The following is a 20,631-nucleotide window of genomic DNA, read 5'->3' as shown; positions in this document are numbered from 1 at the left end:
GGAAATCACTTAACAAAGGATGATCCAACATGCTCGAGAAAACAACGAGAATGAACTATTTATTTGATTTTTATCAATCGTTGTTAACGCAAAAACAAAGAAGTTATATGTCGCTTTATTATCTAGATGATTTATCTCTTGGTGAAATTGCGGAAGAATTTGATGTAAGTCGCCAAGCCGTGTATGATAACATTAAACGGACTGAAGCGATGCTTGAAGAATATGAAGATAAATTAGTATTACTTCAAAAGTTTCAAGAGCGACAGCGACTTGTTGCAAAGCTAAAACAGCTAATCAGCGAAGAAGAGCATGTGAATGAAGAAATGAAACAAGTTGTTGAAGCTATCGAAAAATTAGATTAGGAGGGCGGCAATATGGCATTTGAAGGATTAGCCGACCGACTTCAACAGACAATGCAAAAAATCCGCGGCAAAGGAAAAGTTTCTGAAGCCGATGTGAAAGAAATGATGAGAGAAGTTCGTCTAGCTCTTTTAGAAGCGGATGTTAACTTTAAAGTAGTAAAAGATTTTGTAAAGCGTGTGTCTGAGCGTGCTGTCGGACAAGATGTAATGAAAAGTTTGACACCTGGACAACAAGTAATTAAAGTTGTACAGGAAGAACTTACAGAACTTATGGGCGGAGAGCAAAGCAAAATTGCTGTTGCTAATAAGCCACCGACTGTTATAATGATGGTTGGTCTGCAAGGTGCGGGTAAAACGACGACAACAGGTAAGCTTGCGAATTTGCTTCGTAAAAAGCATAATCGTAAACCGATGCTTGTTGCAGCGGATATTTACCGTCCAGCAGCGATTAAACAGCTTGAAACATTAGGGAAGCAATTGGACATGCCTGTTTTCTCTTTAGGAGATCAAGTAAGTCCTGTTGAAATTGCGAAACAAGCGATTGCAAAGGCAAAAGAAGATCATCACGATTATGTTTTAATCGATACAGCAGGTCGCCTGCATATTGATGAAGAACTAATGGATGAATTAGCGAAAGTGAAAGAAGTTGCGAATCCGGATGAAATTTTCCTTGTTGTCGATGCGATGACAGGACAAGACGCGGTAAATGTTGCACAAAGTTTCCATGATCAGTTAGGGTTAACGGGTGTTGTATTAACGAAACTAGATGGTGATACGCGCGGTGGTGCGGCATTATCTATTAAGGCTGTAACAAATACACCAATTAAATTTGCTGGTATGGGTGAAAAACTAGATGCGATTGAAGCGTTCCATCCAGAACGTATGGCATCCCGCATTTTAGGGATGGGCGACGTCTTAACATTAATTGAAAAAGCGCAAGCTACAGTTGATGAAGAGAAAGCAAAAGAACTTGAGCAAAAAATGCGTACGCTTTCGTTTACACTTGACGATTTCCTAGAACAACTTGGACAAGTGCGTCAACTTGGACCACTTGACGAATTGTTAGGGATGCTTCCTGGTGCAAATAAAATTAAAGGGCTGAAAAACGCGCAAGTTGATGAAAAGCAAATTGGGCATATTGAGGCAATTATTCGTTCTATGACTAAATTAGAACGTGAACAACCGGAAATAATTAACGCTAGTCGAAAAAAACGCATTGCAAAAGGTAGCGGTACAACCGTACAAGAAATCAATCGTCTAATCAAGCAATTCGATGATATGAAGAAAATGATGAAAACGATGACTGGAATGCAAAAAGGTAAGAAAAAAGGACTAGGTGGAATGAAGTTTCCATTCATGTAAGAAAAAAAGATGGCTCTGTTAAGAAAAAATACTTTACAAAGCAATAGTCTTTTTGCTAATATAATTATCTGTGTGAAATAAATTCGGAGGTGCTTTATAAAATGGCAGTTAAAATTCGTTTAAAACGTATGGGAGCTAAAAAAACTCCTTTCTATCGTGTAGTTGTTGCAGATTCTCGTTCTCCTCGTGACGGACGTTTCATTGAGGAAATCGGTACTTATAATCCGGTTGCTCAACCAGCTGAAGTTAAGATCAACGAAGAAGCAGCATTAAAATGGTTAGGAAACGGTGCTAAACCATCTGATACAGTTCGTAACTTATTCTCTAACCAAGGTATCATGGAGAAATTCCACTTATCTAAACAAGGTAAGTAATTGAGGCAATGACTATGAAGAAGTTAGTCGAGACGATTGTCAAGCCTCTTGTCGATCATCCTGAAGATGTAAAAGTTACACAGGAACTTTACAACGGAGAGATAAAGTATCGATTAACTGTACATCCTGAGGATGTTGGAAAAGTCATTGGTAAGCAAGGGAGAGTTGCGAAAGCGATTCGAATGCTCTTGTATTCAGTGGGACATCATAATGATGAAAAAGTAACACTGGAAATTCAATAAACGTAAAAAGGGCGAGGAGTTATATCCTCTCCCTTTTTTAACATTTAAAGAGAAGTTGCATGTTCCATATGTGAAATGGAGATGCTTAATTTATATAGAAACCAGGGGTGACATACTATTTATGACAAAATGGTTTAATGTAGGGAAAATTGTAAATACTCATGGCGTAAGAGGAGAAATTCGTGTTATTTCTCGTACTGATTTTCCGGAAGAGCGATATAAAGTAGGAAACACTCTATACATATCGAATGAGAAAAGTACAGACTTCCTTCCGGTGAAGGTAACTTCTCATCGTCAACATAAGACATTTGATTTATTAACATTTGAAGGATACAACAATGTAGATGAAGCAGAAAAGTTTAAAGGTTCTTTAATAAAAGTACCAGAAGAGCAATTAGGCGAACTTGCTGAAGGTGAATACTACTACCATGAAATTATTGGTTGTAGTGTTGTAACGGAAGAAGGAGAAGCGTTAGGAACGATTAAAGAGATTCTATCTCCTGGTGCAAATGATGTTTGGGTAATTAAACGTCCAAAGGGCCAAGATCTTTTAATTCCTTACATTGATGATGTTGTACTTCAAGTTAATATTGAAAATAAATTAGTAACCATTCATGTAATGGAAGGGCTACTATAATGAAAATTGATATTTTAACGTTGTTTCCAGACATGTTTACCGGTGTATTTGGGTCTTCCATCTTAAAGAAGGCGCAAGAAAAAGAAGCGGTAAGCCTTCGTGTTGTTAACTTTCGTGATTATACAACGAGTAAGCATAATAGTGTAGACGATTACCCTTACGGCGGAGGTGCTGGTATGGTGCTTACTCCTCAGCCTATTTTTGATGCGGTGGAAGATTTAACGAAAGAAACAGAGCGTAAGCCGAGAGTTGTCTTAATGTGTCCGCAAGGGGAAAGATTTACTCAGAAGAAAGCGGAAGAGCTTGCAGAGGAAGAACATTTAATCTTTGTATGTGGGCATTATGAAGGGTATGATGAACGGATTCGTGAGCATCTCGTAACTGATGAGATTTCTATTGGTGACTACGTATTAACAGGTGGAGAATTAGCCTCTATGGTTATTACTGATAGTGTAGTACGTCTCCTGCCAGGAGTACTAGGAAATCATGCTTCACAAGTGGAAGATTCGTTTAGTACAGGGTTATTGGAACATCCACATTATACACGTCCTGCTGATTTTCGTGGTATGAAGGTACCAGATGTTTTAATGTCAGGAAATCATAAAAATATTGATGAATGGCGCCATAAAGAATCTTTGCGTCGTACGTACACACGTAGACCGGATTTATTGGAAGAAAGAGAATTATCTAAGCAAGAAAAGAAATGGTTGGAACAGATTAAAGAAGAACAATAAGGGCTTCATATATTTTCTATTGCAACAGTCCTAGCAATATGCTATTATAACATTTGTGCTACTGAAATCAGTAGCCGTATTAACGATGTTCCGCTGTAATTTAATAAGACTTTATAAGAGCATCTGTTTAAAGGAGAGAATTTAATATGCAACAATTAATCGCAGAAATTACAAAAGGCCAATTAAAAACTGACCTTCCTTCATTCCGTCCTGGAGACACTTTACGTGTACACGTAAAAGTAGTTGAGGGAACTCGTGAAAGAATTCAGCTTTTCGAAGGTGTTGTAATCAAACGTCGTGGTGGCGGAATCAGTGAAACATTCACAGTTCGTAAGATTTCTTACGGTGTAGGTGTTGAGCGTACATTCCCAGTTCACACGCCAAGAATCGCGAACATCGAAGTACTTCGCCGTGGTAAAGTACGTCGTGCTAAGTTATACTACTTACGTAACCTTCGCGGTAAAAAAGCACGTATTAAAGAAATTCGATAAGACATGTATGGGAGCTTGTAAATGCGCAAGCTCCCTTTTTCCAATCTATATAAAATTTTGGTATAATACGAGCAGCTTACATAACCGTGGAGGGGAAATACATGAAAAAAGAGACGAGTTCACTTTGGGAATGGATCAAAGCAATTTTGATTGCTGTTGTATTAGCTGGTGTTATTAGACAGTTTTTCTTTGCACCAATTCTCGTAGATGGGGTATCAATGGCGCCAACTTTACATGATCGAGATCGAATGATTGTAAATAAAATTGGTTATCACATAGGAGACCCAAAACGCTTCGATATTATCGTATTCCGCGCAACGGAAGATAAAGATTATATTAAGCGTATTATTGGCCTGCCAGGCGATGAAATAGAGTATCGGAATGACAAACTATATGTTAACGGAAAGGTTTATGAGGAGCCGTATTTAGATAAGCAGAAAAAACAGCTTGCTGATGGACCACTTACATATGATTTTACTCTTGAAGAAATGACGGGAAAGAAAACTGTTCCAAAAGATCAATTATTTGTTTTAGGGGATAATCGTCGTTTTAGTAAAGATAGCCGTTCGATTGGTACGATTTCAATGGATCAAGTACTTGGTAAAGCCAATATGCTATATTGGCCGTTAAAAGATGCACGTATTGTGAAATAAATGAAAAAGAAGGTGGCAACATGGTAATTCAATGGTTTCCAGGGCATATGGCTAAGGCTAGACGCCAAGTAACAGAAAAATTAAAATTAATTGATGTTGTAATTGAACTTGTAGATGCTCGATTACCATTATCATCTCGAAACCCGATGATTGATGAGATTATTACACATAAGCCAAGGCTTGTTGTTTTAAATAAAGCGGATATGGCAGATGATCGTCTAACGAAAGAATGGATTGCATATTTTAAAGAAAAAGGGCATATGGCAATTTCAATTAATGCGCAAGCTGGACAAGGTATGAAGGAAATTACTGCGGCTTGTAAAGTGCTTGTTAAAGAGAAGTTTGATAAGATGGTTGCGAAAGGGATTAGACCGAGAGCAATTCGTGCTTTAATTGTCGGTATACCGAATGTTGGTAAATCTACGTTAATTAATAAATTGGCGAAGAAAAACATTGCTAAAACAGGAGATCGTCCAGGTGTGACAACAGCTCAACAATGGATTAAAGTTGGGAAAGAAATGGAACTGTTAGATACACCAGGTATTTTGTGGCCTAAATTTGAAGATCAATTAGTGGGTCTTCGTTTAGCGACAACGGGTGCAATTAAAGATTCAATTTTAAATTTACAAGATGTAGCTGTTTATGCATTACGTTTTATGGAGAAACACTATCCAGAACGTTTAAAAGAGCGATATAATTTAGATGAAATTCCAGAAGATATTGTAGAGTTATTTGATGCAATTGGAAAATACAGAGGCTGTTTAATGGGCGGCGGAATGATTGATTATGATAAAACATCTGAACTGGTACTTCGTGAACTTCGCGGTGGAAAACTTGGTAAAATGACGTTTGAAACACCAGAAGAGTTTGTGGAGCAAGTAGAAGAGGTAGAGAAAATAGAAGAAGTATAAGACGTGCGTTTGTACGTCTTTTCTTTTTGTATACGTTTATAAAGGAGTGTACTTATATGCAAAAAATGACAATACAAGAAGCGGAGAATTTACTGCAAGAAATTATGAGTGAAGAAGATGATCGCTTTCAAATGTTAATGAAAGATGAACGAAAGGGCATTCAAAAACTTATTTTGAAATGGTACAAACAAAAAGAGTTAGCACAAAAGGAAAAAGAAAAATTTCTAGAAATGTCTAAGTATGAAAATGCGTTACGTGAAAAAGGAATCACATATATTGCTGGCATTGATGAAGTAGGGCGTGGACCATTAGCTGGGCCCGTTGTGACGGCAGCTGTCGTTCTTCCAGATGATTTTTATATTCCAGGGTTAGATGACTCAAAAAAGCTGAGTGAAGCGAAGCGAGAGCGTTTTTATGATGAAATAAAAGCACAAGCAATTGCGATTGGAGTTGGAATTGTATCACCGCAAGTCATAGATGAGATAAATATTTATCAAGCGACGAAACAAGCGATGTTAGATGCTGTTGCGAATTTATCTTGTACACCACAATATTTATTAATTGATGCGATGAAGCTTCCTACATCAATTCCACAAACATCCATTATTAAAGGTGATGCGAAAAGTGTTTCTATTTCAGCTGCATCTATTATTGCGAAGGTGACGAGAGATCGTATGATGAAAGAGCTTGGGGAAAAGTATCCTGCATATGGATTTGGACAACATATGGGGTATGGAACGAAACAGCATTTAGAAGCGATTGAAGCGCATGGAGTATTAGAGGAACACCGGAAATCATTTGCGCCAATTAAAGATATGATTCAAAAATAAGCTGTGAATATACAGCTTATTTTTTTATTTTGGTATATGAACATTATTATTTTCGAAAAAGAATAAAGCGATTTCAGTTTTCTGACACTTTATTGTAGACAGCGTGCCAATCATCTTATACAATGGCAATGTAATGTTTTTTAAACATTAAAAAACTTTTCGAGTAAAACAGGAAAACAGGGGAGGATGGGACCATGAATATCCATGAGTACCAAGGTAAGGCAGTCCTTAAAAGCTATGGGGTTAGCGTTCCGAACGGGAAAGTTGCATTTACAGTAGAAGAAGCTGTAGAAGCAGCGAAAGAATTAGGAACGGATGTATGTGTAGTTAAAGCGCAAATTCACGCTGGTGGACGCGGCAAAGCTGGCGGTGTAAAAGTTGCGAAAAATTTAGAAGAAGTTCGTACATATGCAGAAAGCATTTTAGGGACTACACTTGTAACGCATCAAACAGGTCCTGAAGGTAAGGAAGTAAAACGCTTACTTATCGAAGAAGGTTGCGATATTAAGAAAGAATATTATGTAGGTCTAGTGTTAGATCGTGCAACTTCTCAAGTTGTTTTAATGGCATCTGAAGAAGGTGGAACAGAAATTGAAGAAGTAGCAGAAAAAACACCTGAAAAAATCTTTAAAGAATATATTGATCCAGCAGTAGGTTTACAAGGTTTCCAAGCGCGTCGAATCGCATTTAACATCAATATTCCAAAAGAGCTTGTAGGACAAGCTGTGAAGTTTATGATGGGCTTATATCGTGCGTTTATTGAAAAAGATTGCTCTATCGCTGAAATTAATCCACTTGTTACAACAGGTGACGGTAAAGTAATGGCGTTAGATGCAAAATTAAACTTTGATTCTAATGCATTATATCGTCATAAAGACATTTTAGAGCTTCGTGATCTTGATGAAGAAGATTCAAAAGAAGTTGAAGCATCTAAATATGACTTAAACTACATTCCTTTAGATGGAAATATCGGTTGTATGGTAAATGGTGCAGGTTTAGCGATGGCTACAATGGATATCATTAAACATTACCATGGTGACCCAGCTAACTTCTTAGATGTTGGTGGCGGTGCAACGGCTGAAAAAGTAACAGAAGCATTCAAAATTATCCTTTCTGACAAAAATGTAAAAGGTATCTTCGTTAACATTTTTGGTGGCATTATGAAGTGTGATGTTATCGCAGAAGGTGTTATTGAAGCAACGAAGCAAGTAGGTCTTGAATTACCTTTAGTTGTACGTCTTGAAGGTACAAACGTAGAATTAGGTAAGAAAATTTTAAATGAGTCTGGCTTAAATATTGTTGCAGCAGAATCTATGGCAGACGGTGCACAGAAAATTGTTTCACTAGTGGGCTAATAGAAAGCGGGGGAGAAAAATGAGCGTATTAGTTAATAAAGATACAAAAGTTATTGTTCAAGGTATTACTGGTTCTCAAGGATTATTCCATACAAAACAAATGATTGAATACGGTACGAAAATTGTCGGTGGTGTAACACCTGGTAAAGGCGGCACTGATATTGAAGGTGTACCAGTATTTGATACAGTAGAAGATGCTGTGAAAGCAACAGGCGCAAACGCTTCAGTTGTATACGTTCCACCCGCTTTTGCTGCTGATGCAATTATGGAAGCAGTTGATGCGAAGATTGATTTAGTAGTATGTATTACTGAAGGAATTCCTGTATTAGATATGGTTAACGTAAAGAGATATATGGCTGGTAAACATACACGTTTACTTGGACCAAACTGCCCAGGTGTCATTACACCTGATGAATGTAAAATCGGTATTATGCCAGGATACATTCACAAAAAAGGTCATGTAGGTATCGTATCTCGTTCTGGTACATTAACATATGAAGCTGTACACCAGTTAACACAAGAAGGTATTGGCCAATCTACTGCTGTAGGTATCGGTGGGGACCCTGTTAACGGTACAGACTTTATTGATGCGTTAAAAGCATTTAATGAAGATGAAGAAACACATGCTGTAATTATGATTGGTGAAATCGGAGGTACGGCAGAAGAAGAAGCAGCTGAATGGGTAAAAGCTAATATGACAAAACCAGTTGTAGGCTTCATTGGTGGCCAAACAGCGCCTGAAGGCAAACGTATGGGTCATGCGGGGGCAATCATTTCTGGCGGCAAAGGAACTGCTGCTGAAAAGATTAAAACAATGGAAGCTTGTGGTATTAAAGTGGCTGAAACACCAGCTGTTATGGGTGAAACGTTAATCTCTGTTTTAAAAGAAAAGGGATTATTTGAAACTTGTAAAAACTATTAATCTTTTTGAAAGGCACCTTCTTATTTGAGGGTGTCTTTTTACAATTTTTCTGTTTACATAATAAAAATTATGGGTAAGGAGAATTAGGATGAAAAGAGAGCGATTATTACATCTTCATTACGTGTTAGCGGATCATTGGAAGGCGATGGAGAGGCTGCTATATGTCGATCCAGAATTGAAGGTAATATACAATTTTAACCAAAAACAAATGGAAAACTACACTGGAATATCCCCGAAAAAATCTGCAGAACTAGTACATTTCCTCCAAAATTCAAACCTTTTGCAATATATATCTTATTTAGAGAGAAATCAAATCTTTTATGTGACTATATGGGATGAAAATTACCCGCAATTATTACGCGAAATACAAGACCCTCCTTTTGTTTTATATGGAAAAGGAGAGAAGAATTTTCTAAATAAAGTAAATAAATTAGCGGTTGTTGGAACGAGAGAACCGTCGTTATACAGTCGTGAGAGTATGGAGTTTATTTTACATCCTTTATTAGAAAGAGAATGGCTTATTGTGAGCGGATTTGCAAAAGGGATAGATACAATATCTCATGAAGTTACAGTAAAGAAACATCGTCCGACTATTGCGATATTGGGACACGGATTATCTTATATGTATCCGAAAGAGAATAGACGTTTATATGAAAAGTGGGAGGAATATATATTGCTATTAACAGAGTATCCTCCGCACTATGCACCGAAAAAATGGTATTTTCCAAAAAGAAATCGAATTATTAGCGGGATAAGTAAAGGGGTTTTAGTTGTAGAAGCAAAATCAAGAAGTGGGTCACTTATTACGGCAGACCTTGCATTAGAGCAAAATAGAGAGGTATTTGCGCTTCCTGGACCAATATTTATTGATAGTGCATCGGGAACGAATCAGCTTATTCAACAAGGTGCAAAACTAGTACGAAATGCAGAGGATATCTTTGAAGAAATAATAAATTAACCTTATATTTTTATGTTTTTATTAAACAATTATTGACAAATGGTAGATTGGCACTGTATGGTATATTCATTCTTGATTGACAAAAACAAGAGAAATCAATAAGATTAATGAAGACTTGAATCCACCTCTTAAGGAGGCACTAGCATGTCAGATTACCTCGTAATCGTGGAGTCGCCTTCTAAGGCGAAGACCATTGAGAAATATTTAGGGAAAAAATACAAAGTCGTTGCGTCCATGGGACATGTTCGCGATTTACCTAAAAGCCAAATGGGGATAGAAGTAAAGAACAACTTCACCCCGAAGTATATTACCATTCGTGGTAAAGGTCCCGTTTTAAAAGATTTAAAATCAGCGGCAAAAAAAGCAAAGAAAGTCTATCTCGCGGCCGATCCAGACCGTGAAGGAGAAGCAATTGCTTGGCATTTAGCGAATACGTTAAATGTGGATGTTGAATCAGATTGTCGAGTTGTCTTCAATGAAATTACAAAAGATGCAATAAAAGAATCATTTAAACATCCTCGTGCAATTAATATGGATTTAGTAGATGCACAACAAGCAAGACGTATACTTGATCGTCTAGTTGGTTACAATATTAGTCCTTTATTATGGAAGAAAGTAAAAAAAGGATTAAGTGCAGGTCGTGTACAATCTGTAGCAGTTCGTTTAATTATCGAACGTGAAAGGGAGATTCAAAACTTTGAGCCTGAAGAATTCTGGACAATTAAAACAGAGTTTGTAAAAGGGAAAGATACATTTGAAGCAAGCTTTTACGGTGTAGATGGTGAAAAGGTTCAATTAACGAATGAAACGCAAGTGAATGAAATAATTGAACAGATGAAAGATAATGCGTTTTCAGTTGAAAATGTAACGAGAAAAGAGCGAAAACGTAATCCCGCTTTACCGTTTACAACATCTTCCTTGCAACAAGAAGCAGCACGTAAGTTAAATATGCGAGCAAAGAAAACAATGATGCTTGCACAGCAACTGTATGAAGGGATAGATCTTGGGAAACAAGGGACTGTGGGTCTTATAACGTATATGAGAACTGACTCAACGCGTATCTCAGAAACAGCTCAAACAGAGGCTCGCACTTACATTACTGAGGCGTATGGTGCGGAATACATAGGAACAGAGAAGAAGAAAGAAACGAAAAAATCAAATGCACAAGATGCGCATGAGGCAATTCGTCCTACTTCGGTAATGAGAAAGCCAGAGGAACTAAAAAGTTTCTTAGGTCGTGACCAACTTCGGTTGTATAAATTGATTTGGGAGCGATTTGTTGCAAGTCAAATGGCGTCTGCTATAATGGATACTGTTACAGCGAAACTCATTAATAACAATGTTCAGTTCCGTGCAAGTGGCTCGGTTGTAAAGTTCCCGGGGTTTATGAAAGTGTATGTTGAGTCAAAAGATGATGGTGCGGAAGAAAAGGATAAGATGTTGCCACCGTTAGAAGTGGGAGAAACGGTATTTTCAAAAGATATAGAGCCGAAACAACACTATACCCAACCACCGCCACGTTATACAGAGGCTCGTTTAGTAAGAACACTTGAAGAACTTGGGATTGGAAGACCATCCACTTATGTGCCGACACTTGAAACAATTCAAAAACGCGGTTATGTTGCTTTAGATAATAAACGTTTCGTTCCAACTGAATTGGGTGGAATAGTAATCGAACTTATTTTAGAGTTTTTCCCAGAAATTATTAACATTGAATTCACAGCTAACATGGAGCAAAGCCTTGATGAAGTGGAAGAAGGAAATGCGAATTGGGTGAAAATTGTTGATGATTTCTACGTAGGATTTGAACCGCGCTTAGAAAAAGCGGAAAAAGAAATGCGTGAAGTGGAAATTAAAGATGAACCAGCTGGGGAAGACTGTGAATTATGTGGTCATCCAATGGTCTTTAAAATGGGTAAATATGGGAAGTTTATGGCTTGCTCGAATTTCCCTGATTGTCGTAATACAAAACCGATTGTGAAAGAAATCGGTGTAATTTGTCCGAAGTGTGAAGAAGGACAAATTATTGAACGTCGTAGTAACAAAAAGAAACGTCTTTTCTACGGATGCGGTACGTATCCAGAATGCGACTTTGTATCTTGGGATAAGCCGATTGGCCGTAAATGTCCGAAGTGTGAAGGGATGCTTGTAGAGAAGAAGTTGAAAAAAGGCGTGCAAGTACAATGTATTTCGTGTGATTATGAAGAAGAACAACAAATGTGAGCGTAACTGCTCACATTTTTTTCGGGAAGAAAAGGAAAGGTGATATATATGACAACACAAGTAGTAAACGTCATTGGCGCAGGTCTTGCAGGAAGTGAAGCAGCTTACCAAATTGCAAAACGTGGTGTCCAAGTAAAATTATATGAAATGAGACCAGTAAGGCAAACGCCAGCTCATCACACAGATAAGTTTGCTGAATTAGTGTGCAGTAACTCATTACGTGCAAACACATTAACAAATGCCGTTGGAGTTATTAAAGAAGAAATGCGTTTAATGGATTCTGTCATTATTCGTGCAGCTGATGAGTGCTCTGTGCCAGCTGGAGGAGCTTTAGCAGTTGACCGTCATGAGTTTGCAGCTAAAGTGACTGAATACGTAAAGAATCATCCGAATGTAACTGTAGTGAATGAAGAGCTTACTGAAATTCCAGAAGGACCAACAATTATTGCAACAGGTCCACTTACATCTCCTGATCTTGCTGCACAATTAAAAGAACTAACAGGTGAAGATTATTTCTATTTCTACGATGCAGCAGCACCAATCGTTGAAAAAGACAGCATTGATATGAACAAAGTATATTTAAAGTCTCGTTATGATAAAGGAGAAGCGGCATATTTAAACTGTCCTATGACAGAAGAAGAATTTGATCGTTTTTATGAGGCTTTAATTGCTGCTGAGACAGTACCTTTAAAAGAATTTGAAAAGGAAATTTTCTTTGAAGGTTGTATGCCAGTGGAAGTTATGGCAAGCAGAGGAAGACAGACGCTAGTATTTGGACCAATGAAACCTGTTGGATTAGAAGATCCGAAAACAGGGAAAACGCCATATGCTGTTGTTCAGTTACGTCAAGATGATGCAGCGGGAACGTTATACAATATCGTAGGTTTCCAAACGCATTTAAAGTGGGGACCACAAAAAGAAGTGTTACAGTTAATTCCAGGACTGGAGAACGCAGAAATTGTACGCTACGGTGTAATGCATCGTAATACGTTTATTAATTCGCCTAATTTACTTCGTCCGACGTATCAATATAAACAACGTGATGATTTATTCTTTGCTGGTCAAATGACTGGAGTAGAGGGATATGTTGAATCGGCGGCATCAGGGTTATTAGCAGGTATTAACGCTGCTCGACTTGTAAAAGGCGAAGAGCCAGTTGTATTACCACCTGTAACTGCAATGGGAAGTATGGCAAATTATATTACTGCGACAAATGCGAAAAACTTCCAGCCTATGAATGCAAACTTCGGTCTATTTGCACCGTTAGAGAAGAAGATCAAAAAGAAGGCAGAACGAAATGAAGCGTATGCTACACGTGCTTTAGAAACAATTCAAAATTTTGTAAATATTTAGTTAAATTTCTTGCAAAGGCTACTAAGTTGTGATACGATTTAGTAGCCTTTATTGAGGTGAGTTATGTGAATGTGAAGAAATTGTTACAATTATTCGTTGGATATTTACAAATTGAAAGAAATTATTCAAAATATACAATTGCAAGTTATCAAAATGATTTAGAACATTTTGTGCAATTTATGGAGCGAGAAGGCATATCCTCTTTTTTAGATGTTACATACGCGGATGTTCGTTTGTACTTAACGACGTTGCACGATGAAAAGTTAGCCCGTAAATCTGTCGCAAGAAAAGTGTCAAGCTTACGAAGTTTATATCGTTTTTTAATGCGTGAAGGTTATCGGAAAGATAACCCGTTTGCACTTGCGTCACTCCCCAAAAAAGAATTGTCAATCCCAAAGTTTTTATATGCTGAAGAATTAGAGGAATTATTTGAAGTTTCTGATACGGAAACGCCGCTAGGTCAAAGGAATCAAGCTTTATTAGAGTTGATGTATGCGACGGGGATCCGTGTGAGTGAATGTGTCAACCTACAACTTACCGATATTGACTTTGCAGTGGGAACAATTTTAGTGATGGGAAAAGGAAAAAAACAAAGGTATATTCCGTTCGGAAGTTATGCACAAGATGCTTTAATTACTTATATGGAGAACGGGAGAAAACAGTTAGCTAACAAGACTGAAGAACAATCTCATATGGTATTTTTAAATGCGAAAGGTACGCCGCTAACAAGTCGTGGTGTGCGCTATGTATTAAACGAACTCATTAAGAAGGCTTCATTGACAATGCGGATAAGTCCCCATATGTTAAGGCATACATTTGCTACACACATGTTAGATGAAGGGGCAGATTTACGTACTGTACAGGAGCTGTTAGGTCATGAAAATTTGTCGACGACACAAATTTATACGCATGTCTCTAAAGAAAGATTGCGTTCTGTTTACATGAAGCATCACCCGCGGGCATAAATTGCTTTTAAAGCTATAAAAACATATAAAGGAGTTTTTTCTATGGGAAATTTCCACGCTACAACGATATTTGCAGTTCATCATAATGGAGAATGTGCAATGGCTGGAGATGGCCAGGTAACGATGGGGAATGCTGTTGTAATGAAACATACAGCTCGTAAAGTTCGTAGACTTTTCCAAGGGAAAGTTTTAGCTGGTTTTGCAGGTTCAGTTGCGGACGCATTTACTCTTTTTGAAATGTTTGAAGGGAAATTAGAAGAGTATAACGGGAACTTGCAGCGTGCTGCAGTTGAAATGGCGAAACAATGGCGTGGGGATAAAATGCTGCGTCAGTTAGAAGCGATGCTCATTGTCATGGATAAAACAACTATGCTCCTTGTTTCGGGCACAGGAGAAGTAATTGAACCGGATGATGGTATTTTAGCAATTGGATCTGGTGGAAATTATGCACTTTCTGCAGGTCGTGCTTTAAAACAATATGCAAGTGAACATTTAACTGCGAAGCAGATTGCGAAAGCGAGTCTAGAAATTGCAGGCGATATTTGTGTTTATACGAACCACAACATAATTGTTGAAGAATTGTAGAATCGTAAGGGAGGCATTTTATATGCATTTACATTTTACTCCGCGCCAAATTGTGGAAAAATTAGATCAATACATCATCGGTCAAAAAGATGCAAAGAAAGCGGTTGCTGTAGCTTTAAGAAATCGATATCGTCGCAGTAAACTAGCTGAAAATTTACGTGATGAAATTGCACCTAAAAACATTTTAATGATTGGACCGACAGGTGTTGGTAAAACAGAGGTAGCACGACGAATGGCGAAACTCGTTGGAGCACCTTTTATTAAGGTTGAAGCTACTAAATTCACAGAAGTTGGATATGTAGGTAGAGATGTAGAGTCGATGGTACGTGACCTTGTAGAAACGTCAGTACGCATCGTGAAAGAAGAAATGGTAGTTAAAGTTCAAGATAAAGCAGAAGAGCAAGCGAACCAACGTCTTGTTGAAATTTTAGTGCCAAGTCCGGAGAAGCAATCTGGATTTAAAAATCCATTAGAAATGCTTTTTGGCGGTGCTCAAAATTCGAATCAAACATCCGATGAGCAAGAAGATGTTGAAATCGAAAAGAAACGTCAAGACGTGGAAAGAAAGCTTGCTGCAGGACTTCTTGAAGATGAAATTGTATCGATTGAAGTGACTGAGCAACAGTCTTCAATGTTTGATATGTTACAAGGAACTGGTATGGAACAAATGGGAATGAATTTCCAAGATGCATTAGGAAGTTTTATGCCGAAAAAAACGAAAAAACGTAAACTTTCTGTAAAAGAAGCAAGAAAACTCTTGACAAATGAGGAAGCACAGCGCTTAATTGATATGGATGAAGTTACACAAGAGGCTGTTTATCGTGCTGAACAGCTCGGGATTATTTTTATCGATGAAATTGACAAAATTGCTGGTAAGCAGTCGAATAGCGTAGATGTATCACGTGAAGGTGTGCAACGTGACATTTTACCAATTGTAGAAGGATCGAATGTTGCGACAAAATACGGATCAGTAAAAACGGATTATATTTTATTCGTTGCAGCTGGAGCGTTTCATATGTCTAAACCGTCGGATTTAATTCCGGAATTGCAAGGGAGATTTCCGATTCGAGTAGAATTAACAAAATTATCGACAGATGATTTTGTTAAAATATTAATCGAGCCTGACAATGCGTTAATTAAACAGTATATGGCATTATTAGCGACTGAAGGTATAGAAATTGAATTTTCAGACGAAGCTATTCGTAAGATTGCTGAGATTGCTTATCAAGTTAATCAGGATACAGATAATATTGGAGCCAGAAGACTCCATACGATTATGGAGAAGCTCCTTGAAGATTTATCGTTTGAAGCATCTGAAATTACGTTAGAGAAAATAACGATAACACCTCAATACGTTGAGGAGAAATTAGCAACAATTGCTAAAAATAAAGATGTGAGCCAGTTTATTTTGTAATAGTGTCATCAGGTGACTCGCCCTAGTTTCCAAGTGATGAAAAAATATGTGAGTAACATGTAGGAGGAACTTTTGAAATGGAATTATTAGCAAAAACAAGAAAATTAAATGCGTTATTACAGAGCGCAGCAGGAAAGCCTGTAAACTTTAGAGAAATGTCTGATACAATGTGTGAAGTAATCGAAGCGAACGTATTCGTAGTAAGTCGTCGTGGTAAATTACTAGGTTATGCAATTCACCAACAAATCGAGAACGAGCGTATGAAACAAATGCTTGCAGAGCGTCAATTCCCAGAAGAATATACGCAAAGCTTATTCAATGTAACGGAAACATCTTCAAACTTAGATGTAAACAGTGCTTACACAGCATTCCCAGTAGAAAATAGAGAATTATTCGGTCAAGGTTTAACTACAATCGTACCAATCGTTGGTGGCGGTGAGCGTCTAGGTACATTAGTGTTAGCTCGTCTTGGTCAAGAGTTCTTAGATGATGATTTAATCCTTGCTGAATACAGTTCAACTGTAGTAGGTATGGAAATCTTACGTGAAAAAGCAGAAGAAATCGAAGAGGAAGCACGTAGTAAAGCTGTTGTTCAAATGGCGATTAGCTCATTATCTTACAGTGAGTTAGAAGCAATTGAGCACATTTTCGAAGAGTTAAACGGAACAGAAGGTCTACTTGTTGCAAGTAAAATTGCTGATCGTGTAGGAATCACTCGTTCTGTGATTGTAAATGCACTACGTAAATTAGAAAGTGCTGGTGTAATCGAGTCTCGTTCTTTAGGTATGAAAGGAACATACATTAAAGTATTAAACGACAAATTTTTACATGAACTTGCTAAATTAAAAACAAACTAATTTATAAAAACTCTCCTCAAATGAGGAGAGTTTTTTGTATATAAGAGATTGATGTTGTTTGTGAAAAGCGCCATAATCGTGTTCTTTGGAAAACTATGAATTGAATTTTATTTTTTCGCTTAAAAGAAATACAGGTTGGTAATACTAGAATTCGAGTGTGAATAAAGAAAGTTTTACATTGTTCGCATTTTCGACTTGATTGTAATATTTCAGTATGATATAGTAAGTAGTGGTGTCAGTACAAAGTACACACGTTTACTGATTTAAGTGTTGGTGCTACGGTTGTAGTTTCGCTTAGAGATGAAGTAAACGGAGGATATCAAAAACCATTTAGGAGGAACTATATTATGTCAGTAATTTCTATGAAGCAATTGCTTGAAGCTGGTGTTCATTTCGGACATCAAACACGTCGTTGGAACCCAAAAATGAAGCGTTACATTTTCACAGAGCGTAACGGTATCTACATCATCGACTTACAAAAAACTGTGAAAAAAGTTGAGGAAGCTTACAGAACGATGCGCGACATCGCTGCTGAAGGCGGAGACATTTTATTCGTAGGTACTAAAAAACAAGCACAAGAAGCTATTAAAGAAGAAGCAACTCGTGCTGGTATGTACTTCGTTAACCAACGTTGGTTAGGTGGAACTTTAACAAACTTCCAAACAATCCAAAAGCGTATCAAGCGCCTTAAAGACATCGAAAGAATGCAAGAAGATGGTACTTTCGAAGTACTTCCTAAGAAAGAAGTTGTTCAACTTAAAAAAGAGTTAGAGCGTCTTGAGAAATTCTTAGGCGGTATTAAAGATATGAAAGGTCTTCCAAGTGCATTATTCGTAGTAGACCCTCGTAAAGAGCGTATTGCAGTTGCTGAAGCACGCAAATTACACATTCCAATCATCGGTATCGTTGATACAAACTGTGATCCAGACGAAATCGATCACGTTATCCCAGCAAACGATGATGCAATTCGTGCTGTAAAACTTCTTACATCTAAAATGGCAGACGCGATCCTTGAAGCAAAACAAGGTGAAGAAACTGTTACTGCGTAACAAATTTGGAAAGGTGATAAGGGGTTCGGCCTTTTATCACCTTTTTTAAGGTATAAAAACCTTTTTAAAAGGTATAAATACATATTTTAGGAGGATGAAAAACATGGCAATCACTGCACAAATGGTAAAAGAACTTCGTGAAAAAACAGGCGCAGGTATGATGGACTGCAAAAAGGCTTTAACTGAAACAAACGGCGACATGGAGAAAGCAATTGACTTCTTACGTGAAAAAGGTATTGCGAAAGCTGCTAAAAAAGCTGACCGCATCGCTGCTGAAGGTTTAACTTTCATCGAAACAAACGGTAACGACGGTTTAATCTTAGAATTAAACTCTGAAACTGATTTTGTTGCGAAAAACGAAGGTTTCCAAGCTTTAATTAAAGAATTAGCTGCTCACTTATTAGCTAACAAACCAGCTAACGTTGAAGAAGCTATGGCTCAAACAATTGAAGGCGGTAAAACAGTAGAAGAGCACATCAATGAAGCAATTGCTAAAATTGGTGAAAAACTTACACTTCGTCGTTTCGAAATCGTATCAAAAACGGATGCTGATGCATTCGGCGCTTACCTACACATGGGTGGACGTATTGGTGTATTAACAGTTCTTGAAGGTTCTACTGACGAAGCAGCTGCTAAAGATGTAGCAATGCACATTGCAGCAGTTAACCCTAAATACATTGACCGTGATGCTGTAACAGCTGAAGAAGTTGAGCATGAGCGTCAAGTATTAACACAACAAGCTTTAAACGAAGGCAAGCCTGAAAAAATCGTTGCAAAAATGGTAGAAGGCCGTCTTGGCAAATTCTTCGAAGAAATTTGCTTACTTGACCAAGCATTCGTTAAAAACCCTGATATGAAAGTTCGTCAATTCGTTGAGTCTAAAGGCGGAACATTAAAAGGATTCGTTCGCTACGCTGTTGGTGAAGGTATCGAAAAACGCGAAGACAACTTTGCTGAAGAAGTAATGAACCAAGTAAAAGGTAACAACTAATACAGATTAGGGAACACATTGTGTTCCCTTTTTTAAAATAAAGATGTAAGCAATTGGAGGTTCATTATGAGTAAACCGAAATATAATCGTGTCGTTTTAAAGCTGAGCGGAGAAGCTTTAGCTGGCGAGCAAGGATTTGGAATTAACCCAGCTGTTATCAAGTCAGTTGCGGAACAAGTGAAAGAAATTGCAGAACTTGATGTAGAGGTTGCTGTTGTTGTTGGTGGCGGTAACATTTGGCGTGGGAAAATTGGAAGCGAAATGGGCATGGATCGTGCAGGAGCAGATTACATGGGCATGTTAGCGACAGTTATGAATTCACTAGCTCTTCAAGATAGTTTAGAGAATATTGGAATTCAAACTCGCGTTCAAACTTCAATTGAGATGCGTCAAGTGGCAGAGCCTTACATTCGTCGTAAAGCAATTCGTCACTTAGAGAAAAAACGTGTTGTTATCTTTGCCGCAGGTACTGGTAACCCATACTTCTCTACAGATACGACAGCAGCATTACGTGCAGCGGAAATCGAAGCGGACGTTATTTTAATGGCGAAAAATAATGTGGATGGCGTATATAGTGCAGATCCATCTATTGATCCAACTGCTACGAAGTACGAAACGCTTACTTACTTAGATGTATTAAAAGAAGGTTTAGGTGTAATGGATTCTACAGCTTCTTCTCTATGTATGGATAATGATATTCCATTAATTGTATTCTCAGTTATGGAAAAAGGTAATATTAAACGTGCCGTTTTAGGCGAAAATATCGGAACAGTCGTAAGGGGGAAATAATTATGGGACAACAAGTATTGAAGTCTTCAAATGAAAAAATGGAAAAAGCAGTTGCTGCTTATTCTCGTGAATTAGCAACAGTTCGCGCTGGTCGTGCAAGCTCGTCTGTATTAGATAAGGTACAAGTTGATTACTATGGTGCACCAACACCAGTTGTGCAATTAGCGAACATTACAGTTCCAGAAGCACGTTTGCTTGTAATTCAACCGTATGATAAAACTTCTATCGGTGATATTGAAAAAGCAATTTTAAAAGCAGATTTAGGCTTAAACCCTTCTAATGACGGAACTGTAATTCGTATTGCATTCCCTGCATTAACAGAAGAGCGTCGTCGTGATCTTGTAAAAGTTGTGAAAAAATATGCTGAAGAAGCAAAAGTTGCGGTTCGTAACGTACGTCGTGACGGTAACGATGATCTTAAGAAGCTTGAAAAAGCTGGCGAGATTACGGAAGATGATTTAAGAGGATATACTGAAGATATCCAAAAAGAAACAGATAAATATATTGCAAAAGTTGACGAAATCGCAAAAAACAAAGAAAAAGAAATCATGGAAGTGTAATAGCGATAACTTCG

General features: G+C 37.7%; 23 protein-coding genes. All 23 read left to right on the top strand.

What is annotated here, in order from left to right; translation table 11 throughout:
* Positions 1-29: 29 nt before the first annotated feature.
* The 23 genes from MHB70_RS17515 (at position 30) to frr (ending at position 20,617) form a co-directional block, all read left to right on the top strand.
* Positions 30-362, top strand: coding sequence for a putative DNA-binding protein (locus MHB70_RS17515; RefSeq protein WP_000891061.1), 333 nt, complete (start codon positions 30-32; stop codon positions 360-362).
* A 12-nt stretch (positions 363-374) separates the two neighbouring features.
* Entirely contained in the window at positions 375-1,724 is a 1,350-nt protein-coding gene (ffh, locus tag MHB70_RS17510) for a signal recognition particle protein (RefSeq protein ID WP_000863463.1), read from the top strand.
* 101 nt (positions 1,725-1,825) lie between these two features.
* Complete coding sequence (rpsP, locus tag MHB70_RS17505; protein WP_000268750.1) at positions 1,826-2,098, top strand: 30S ribosomal protein S16; 273 nt, start codon at positions 1,826-1,828, stop codon at positions 2,096-2,098.
* Between the two features lie 14 nt (positions 2,099-2,112).
* Positions 2,113-2,340, top strand: a complete 228-nt coding sequence (locus MHB70_RS17500) for a KH domain-containing protein (protein ID WP_000737399.1) — start codon at positions 2,113-2,115, stop codon at positions 2,338-2,340.
* Between the two features lie 121 nt (positions 2,341-2,461).
* A complete protein-coding gene (rimM, locus tag MHB70_RS17495; RefSeq protein ID WP_000170280.1) occupies positions 2,462-2,977 on the top strand; it encodes a ribosome maturation factor RimM in 516 nt (171 codons plus the stop codon).
* Positions 2,977-3,711, top strand: a complete 735-nt coding sequence (trmD, locus tag MHB70_RS17490; protein ID WP_000686907.1) for a tRNA (guanosine(37)-N1)-methyltransferase TrmD — start codon at positions 2,977-2,979, stop codon at positions 3,709-3,711. Before rimM ends, trmD begins: the two co-directional genes overlap by 1 nt.
* A gap of 146 nt (positions 3,712-3,857) precedes the next feature.
* A complete protein-coding gene (rplS, locus tag MHB70_RS17485) occupies positions 3,858-4,202 on the top strand; it encodes a 50S ribosomal protein L19 (RefSeq protein WP_001186517.1) in 345 nt (114 codons plus the stop codon).
* A 101-nt stretch (positions 4,203-4,303) separates the two neighbouring features.
* Positions 4,304-4,855, top strand: coding sequence for a signal peptidase I (gene lepB / locus MHB70_RS17480; protein WP_000712442.1), 552 nt, complete (start codon positions 4,304-4,306; stop codon positions 4,853-4,855).
* Positions 4,856-4,875: 20 nt separating this feature from the next.
* Positions 4,876-5,766: a ribosome biogenesis GTPase YlqF gene (ylqF, locus tag MHB70_RS17475; protein WP_000236689.1), complete on the top strand. Its 891-nt coding sequence runs from the start codon at positions 4,876-4,878 to the stop codon at positions 5,764-5,766.
* A 56-nt stretch (positions 5,767-5,822) separates the two neighbouring features.
* Entirely contained in the window at positions 5,823-6,596 is a 774-nt protein-coding gene (locus tag MHB70_RS17470; protein ID WP_001171132.1) for a ribonuclease HII, read from the top strand.
* Between the two features lie 194 nt (positions 6,597-6,790).
* Positions 6,791-7,951 (top strand): ADP-forming succinate--CoA ligase subunit beta, encoded by a 1,161-nt coding sequence (gene sucC / locus MHB70_RS17465; protein ID WP_001020779.1) that lies wholly within the window; start codon positions 6,791-6,793, stop codon positions 7,949-7,951.
* 19 nt (positions 7,952-7,970) lie between these two features.
* Positions 7,971-8,873: a succinate--CoA ligase subunit alpha gene (gene sucD / locus MHB70_RS17460; protein WP_000115185.1), complete on the top strand. Its 903-nt coding sequence runs from the start codon at positions 7,971-7,973 to the stop codon at positions 8,871-8,873.
* A gap of 88 nt (positions 8,874-8,961) precedes the next feature.
* Positions 8,962-9,831, top strand: coding sequence for a DNA-processing protein DprA (dprA, locus tag MHB70_RS17455; RefSeq protein WP_000818053.1), 870 nt, complete (start codon positions 8,962-8,964; stop codon positions 9,829-9,831).
* 144 nt (positions 9,832-9,975) lie between these two features.
* Positions 9,976-12,054 carry a type I DNA topoisomerase gene (gene topA, locus MHB70_RS17450; protein ID WP_001286961.1) on the top strand — a complete coding sequence of 693 codons (2,079 nt, stop codon included), beginning with the start codon at positions 9,976-9,978 and terminating at the stop codon, positions 12,052-12,054.
* Positions 12,055-12,102: 48 nt separating this feature from the next.
* A complete protein-coding gene (gene trmFO, locus MHB70_RS17445; RefSeq protein WP_000212000.1) occupies positions 12,103-13,407 on the top strand; it encodes an FADH(2)-oxidizing methylenetetrahydrofolate--tRNA-(uracil(54)-C(5))-methyltransferase TrmFO in 1,305 nt (434 codons plus the stop codon).
* A 65-nt stretch (positions 13,408-13,472) separates the two neighbouring features.
* Positions 13,473-14,372 carry a tyrosine recombinase XerC gene (xerC, locus tag MHB70_RS17440; protein ID WP_001101240.1) on the top strand — a complete coding sequence of 300 codons (900 nt, stop codon included), beginning with the start codon at positions 13,473-13,475 and terminating at the stop codon, positions 14,370-14,372.
* A 42-nt stretch (positions 14,373-14,414) separates the two neighbouring features.
* Positions 14,415-14,957 (top strand): ATP-dependent protease proteolytic subunit HslV, encoded by a 543-nt coding sequence (gene hslV, locus MHB70_RS17435; protein ID WP_000526274.1) that lies wholly within the window; start codon positions 14,415-14,417, stop codon positions 14,955-14,957.
* A gap of 22 nt (positions 14,958-14,979) precedes the next feature.
* Positions 14,980-16,371 (top strand): ATP-dependent protease ATPase subunit HslU, encoded by a 1,392-nt coding sequence (gene hslU, locus MHB70_RS17430; protein ID WP_000550076.1) that lies wholly within the window; start codon positions 14,980-14,982, stop codon positions 16,369-16,371.
* Between the two features lie 77 nt (positions 16,372-16,448).
* Positions 16,449-17,228, top strand: coding sequence for a GTP-sensing pleiotropic transcriptional regulator CodY (gene codY / locus MHB70_RS17425; RefSeq protein ID WP_000421291.1), 780 nt, complete (start codon positions 16,449-16,451; stop codon positions 17,226-17,228).
* Between the two features lie 347 nt (positions 17,229-17,575).
* On the top strand, positions 17,576-18,277 hold the full coding sequence (rpsB, locus tag MHB70_RS17420) for a 30S ribosomal protein S2 (RefSeq protein WP_000111485.1): 702 nt from the start codon (positions 17,576-17,578) through the stop codon (positions 18,275-18,277).
* A 103-nt stretch (positions 18,278-18,380) separates the two neighbouring features.
* Positions 18,381-19,268, top strand: a complete 888-nt coding sequence (tsf, locus tag MHB70_RS17415) for a translation elongation factor Ts (RefSeq protein ID WP_001018579.1) — start codon at positions 18,381-18,383, stop codon at positions 19,266-19,268.
* Positions 19,269-19,334: 66 nt separating this feature from the next.
* Positions 19,335-20,057, top strand: a complete 723-nt coding sequence (pyrH, locus tag MHB70_RS17410) for a UMP kinase (protein ID WP_000042662.1) — start codon at positions 19,335-19,337, stop codon at positions 20,055-20,057.
* 2 nt (positions 20,058-20,059) lie between these two features.
* Complete coding sequence (frr, locus tag MHB70_RS17405; RefSeq protein ID WP_000531505.1) at positions 20,060-20,617, top strand: ribosome recycling factor; 558 nt, start codon at positions 20,060-20,062, stop codon at positions 20,615-20,617.
* Positions 20,618-20,631: the final 14 nt, after the last annotated feature.

This window comes from Bacillus sp. FSL M7-1020, from assembly GCF_038050415.1.
GTDB lineage: Bacteria > Bacillota > Bacilli > Bacillales > Bacillaceae_G > Bacillus_A > Bacillus_A toyonensis.
This window is presented reverse-complemented; position numbering and strand designations above follow the sequence as displayed.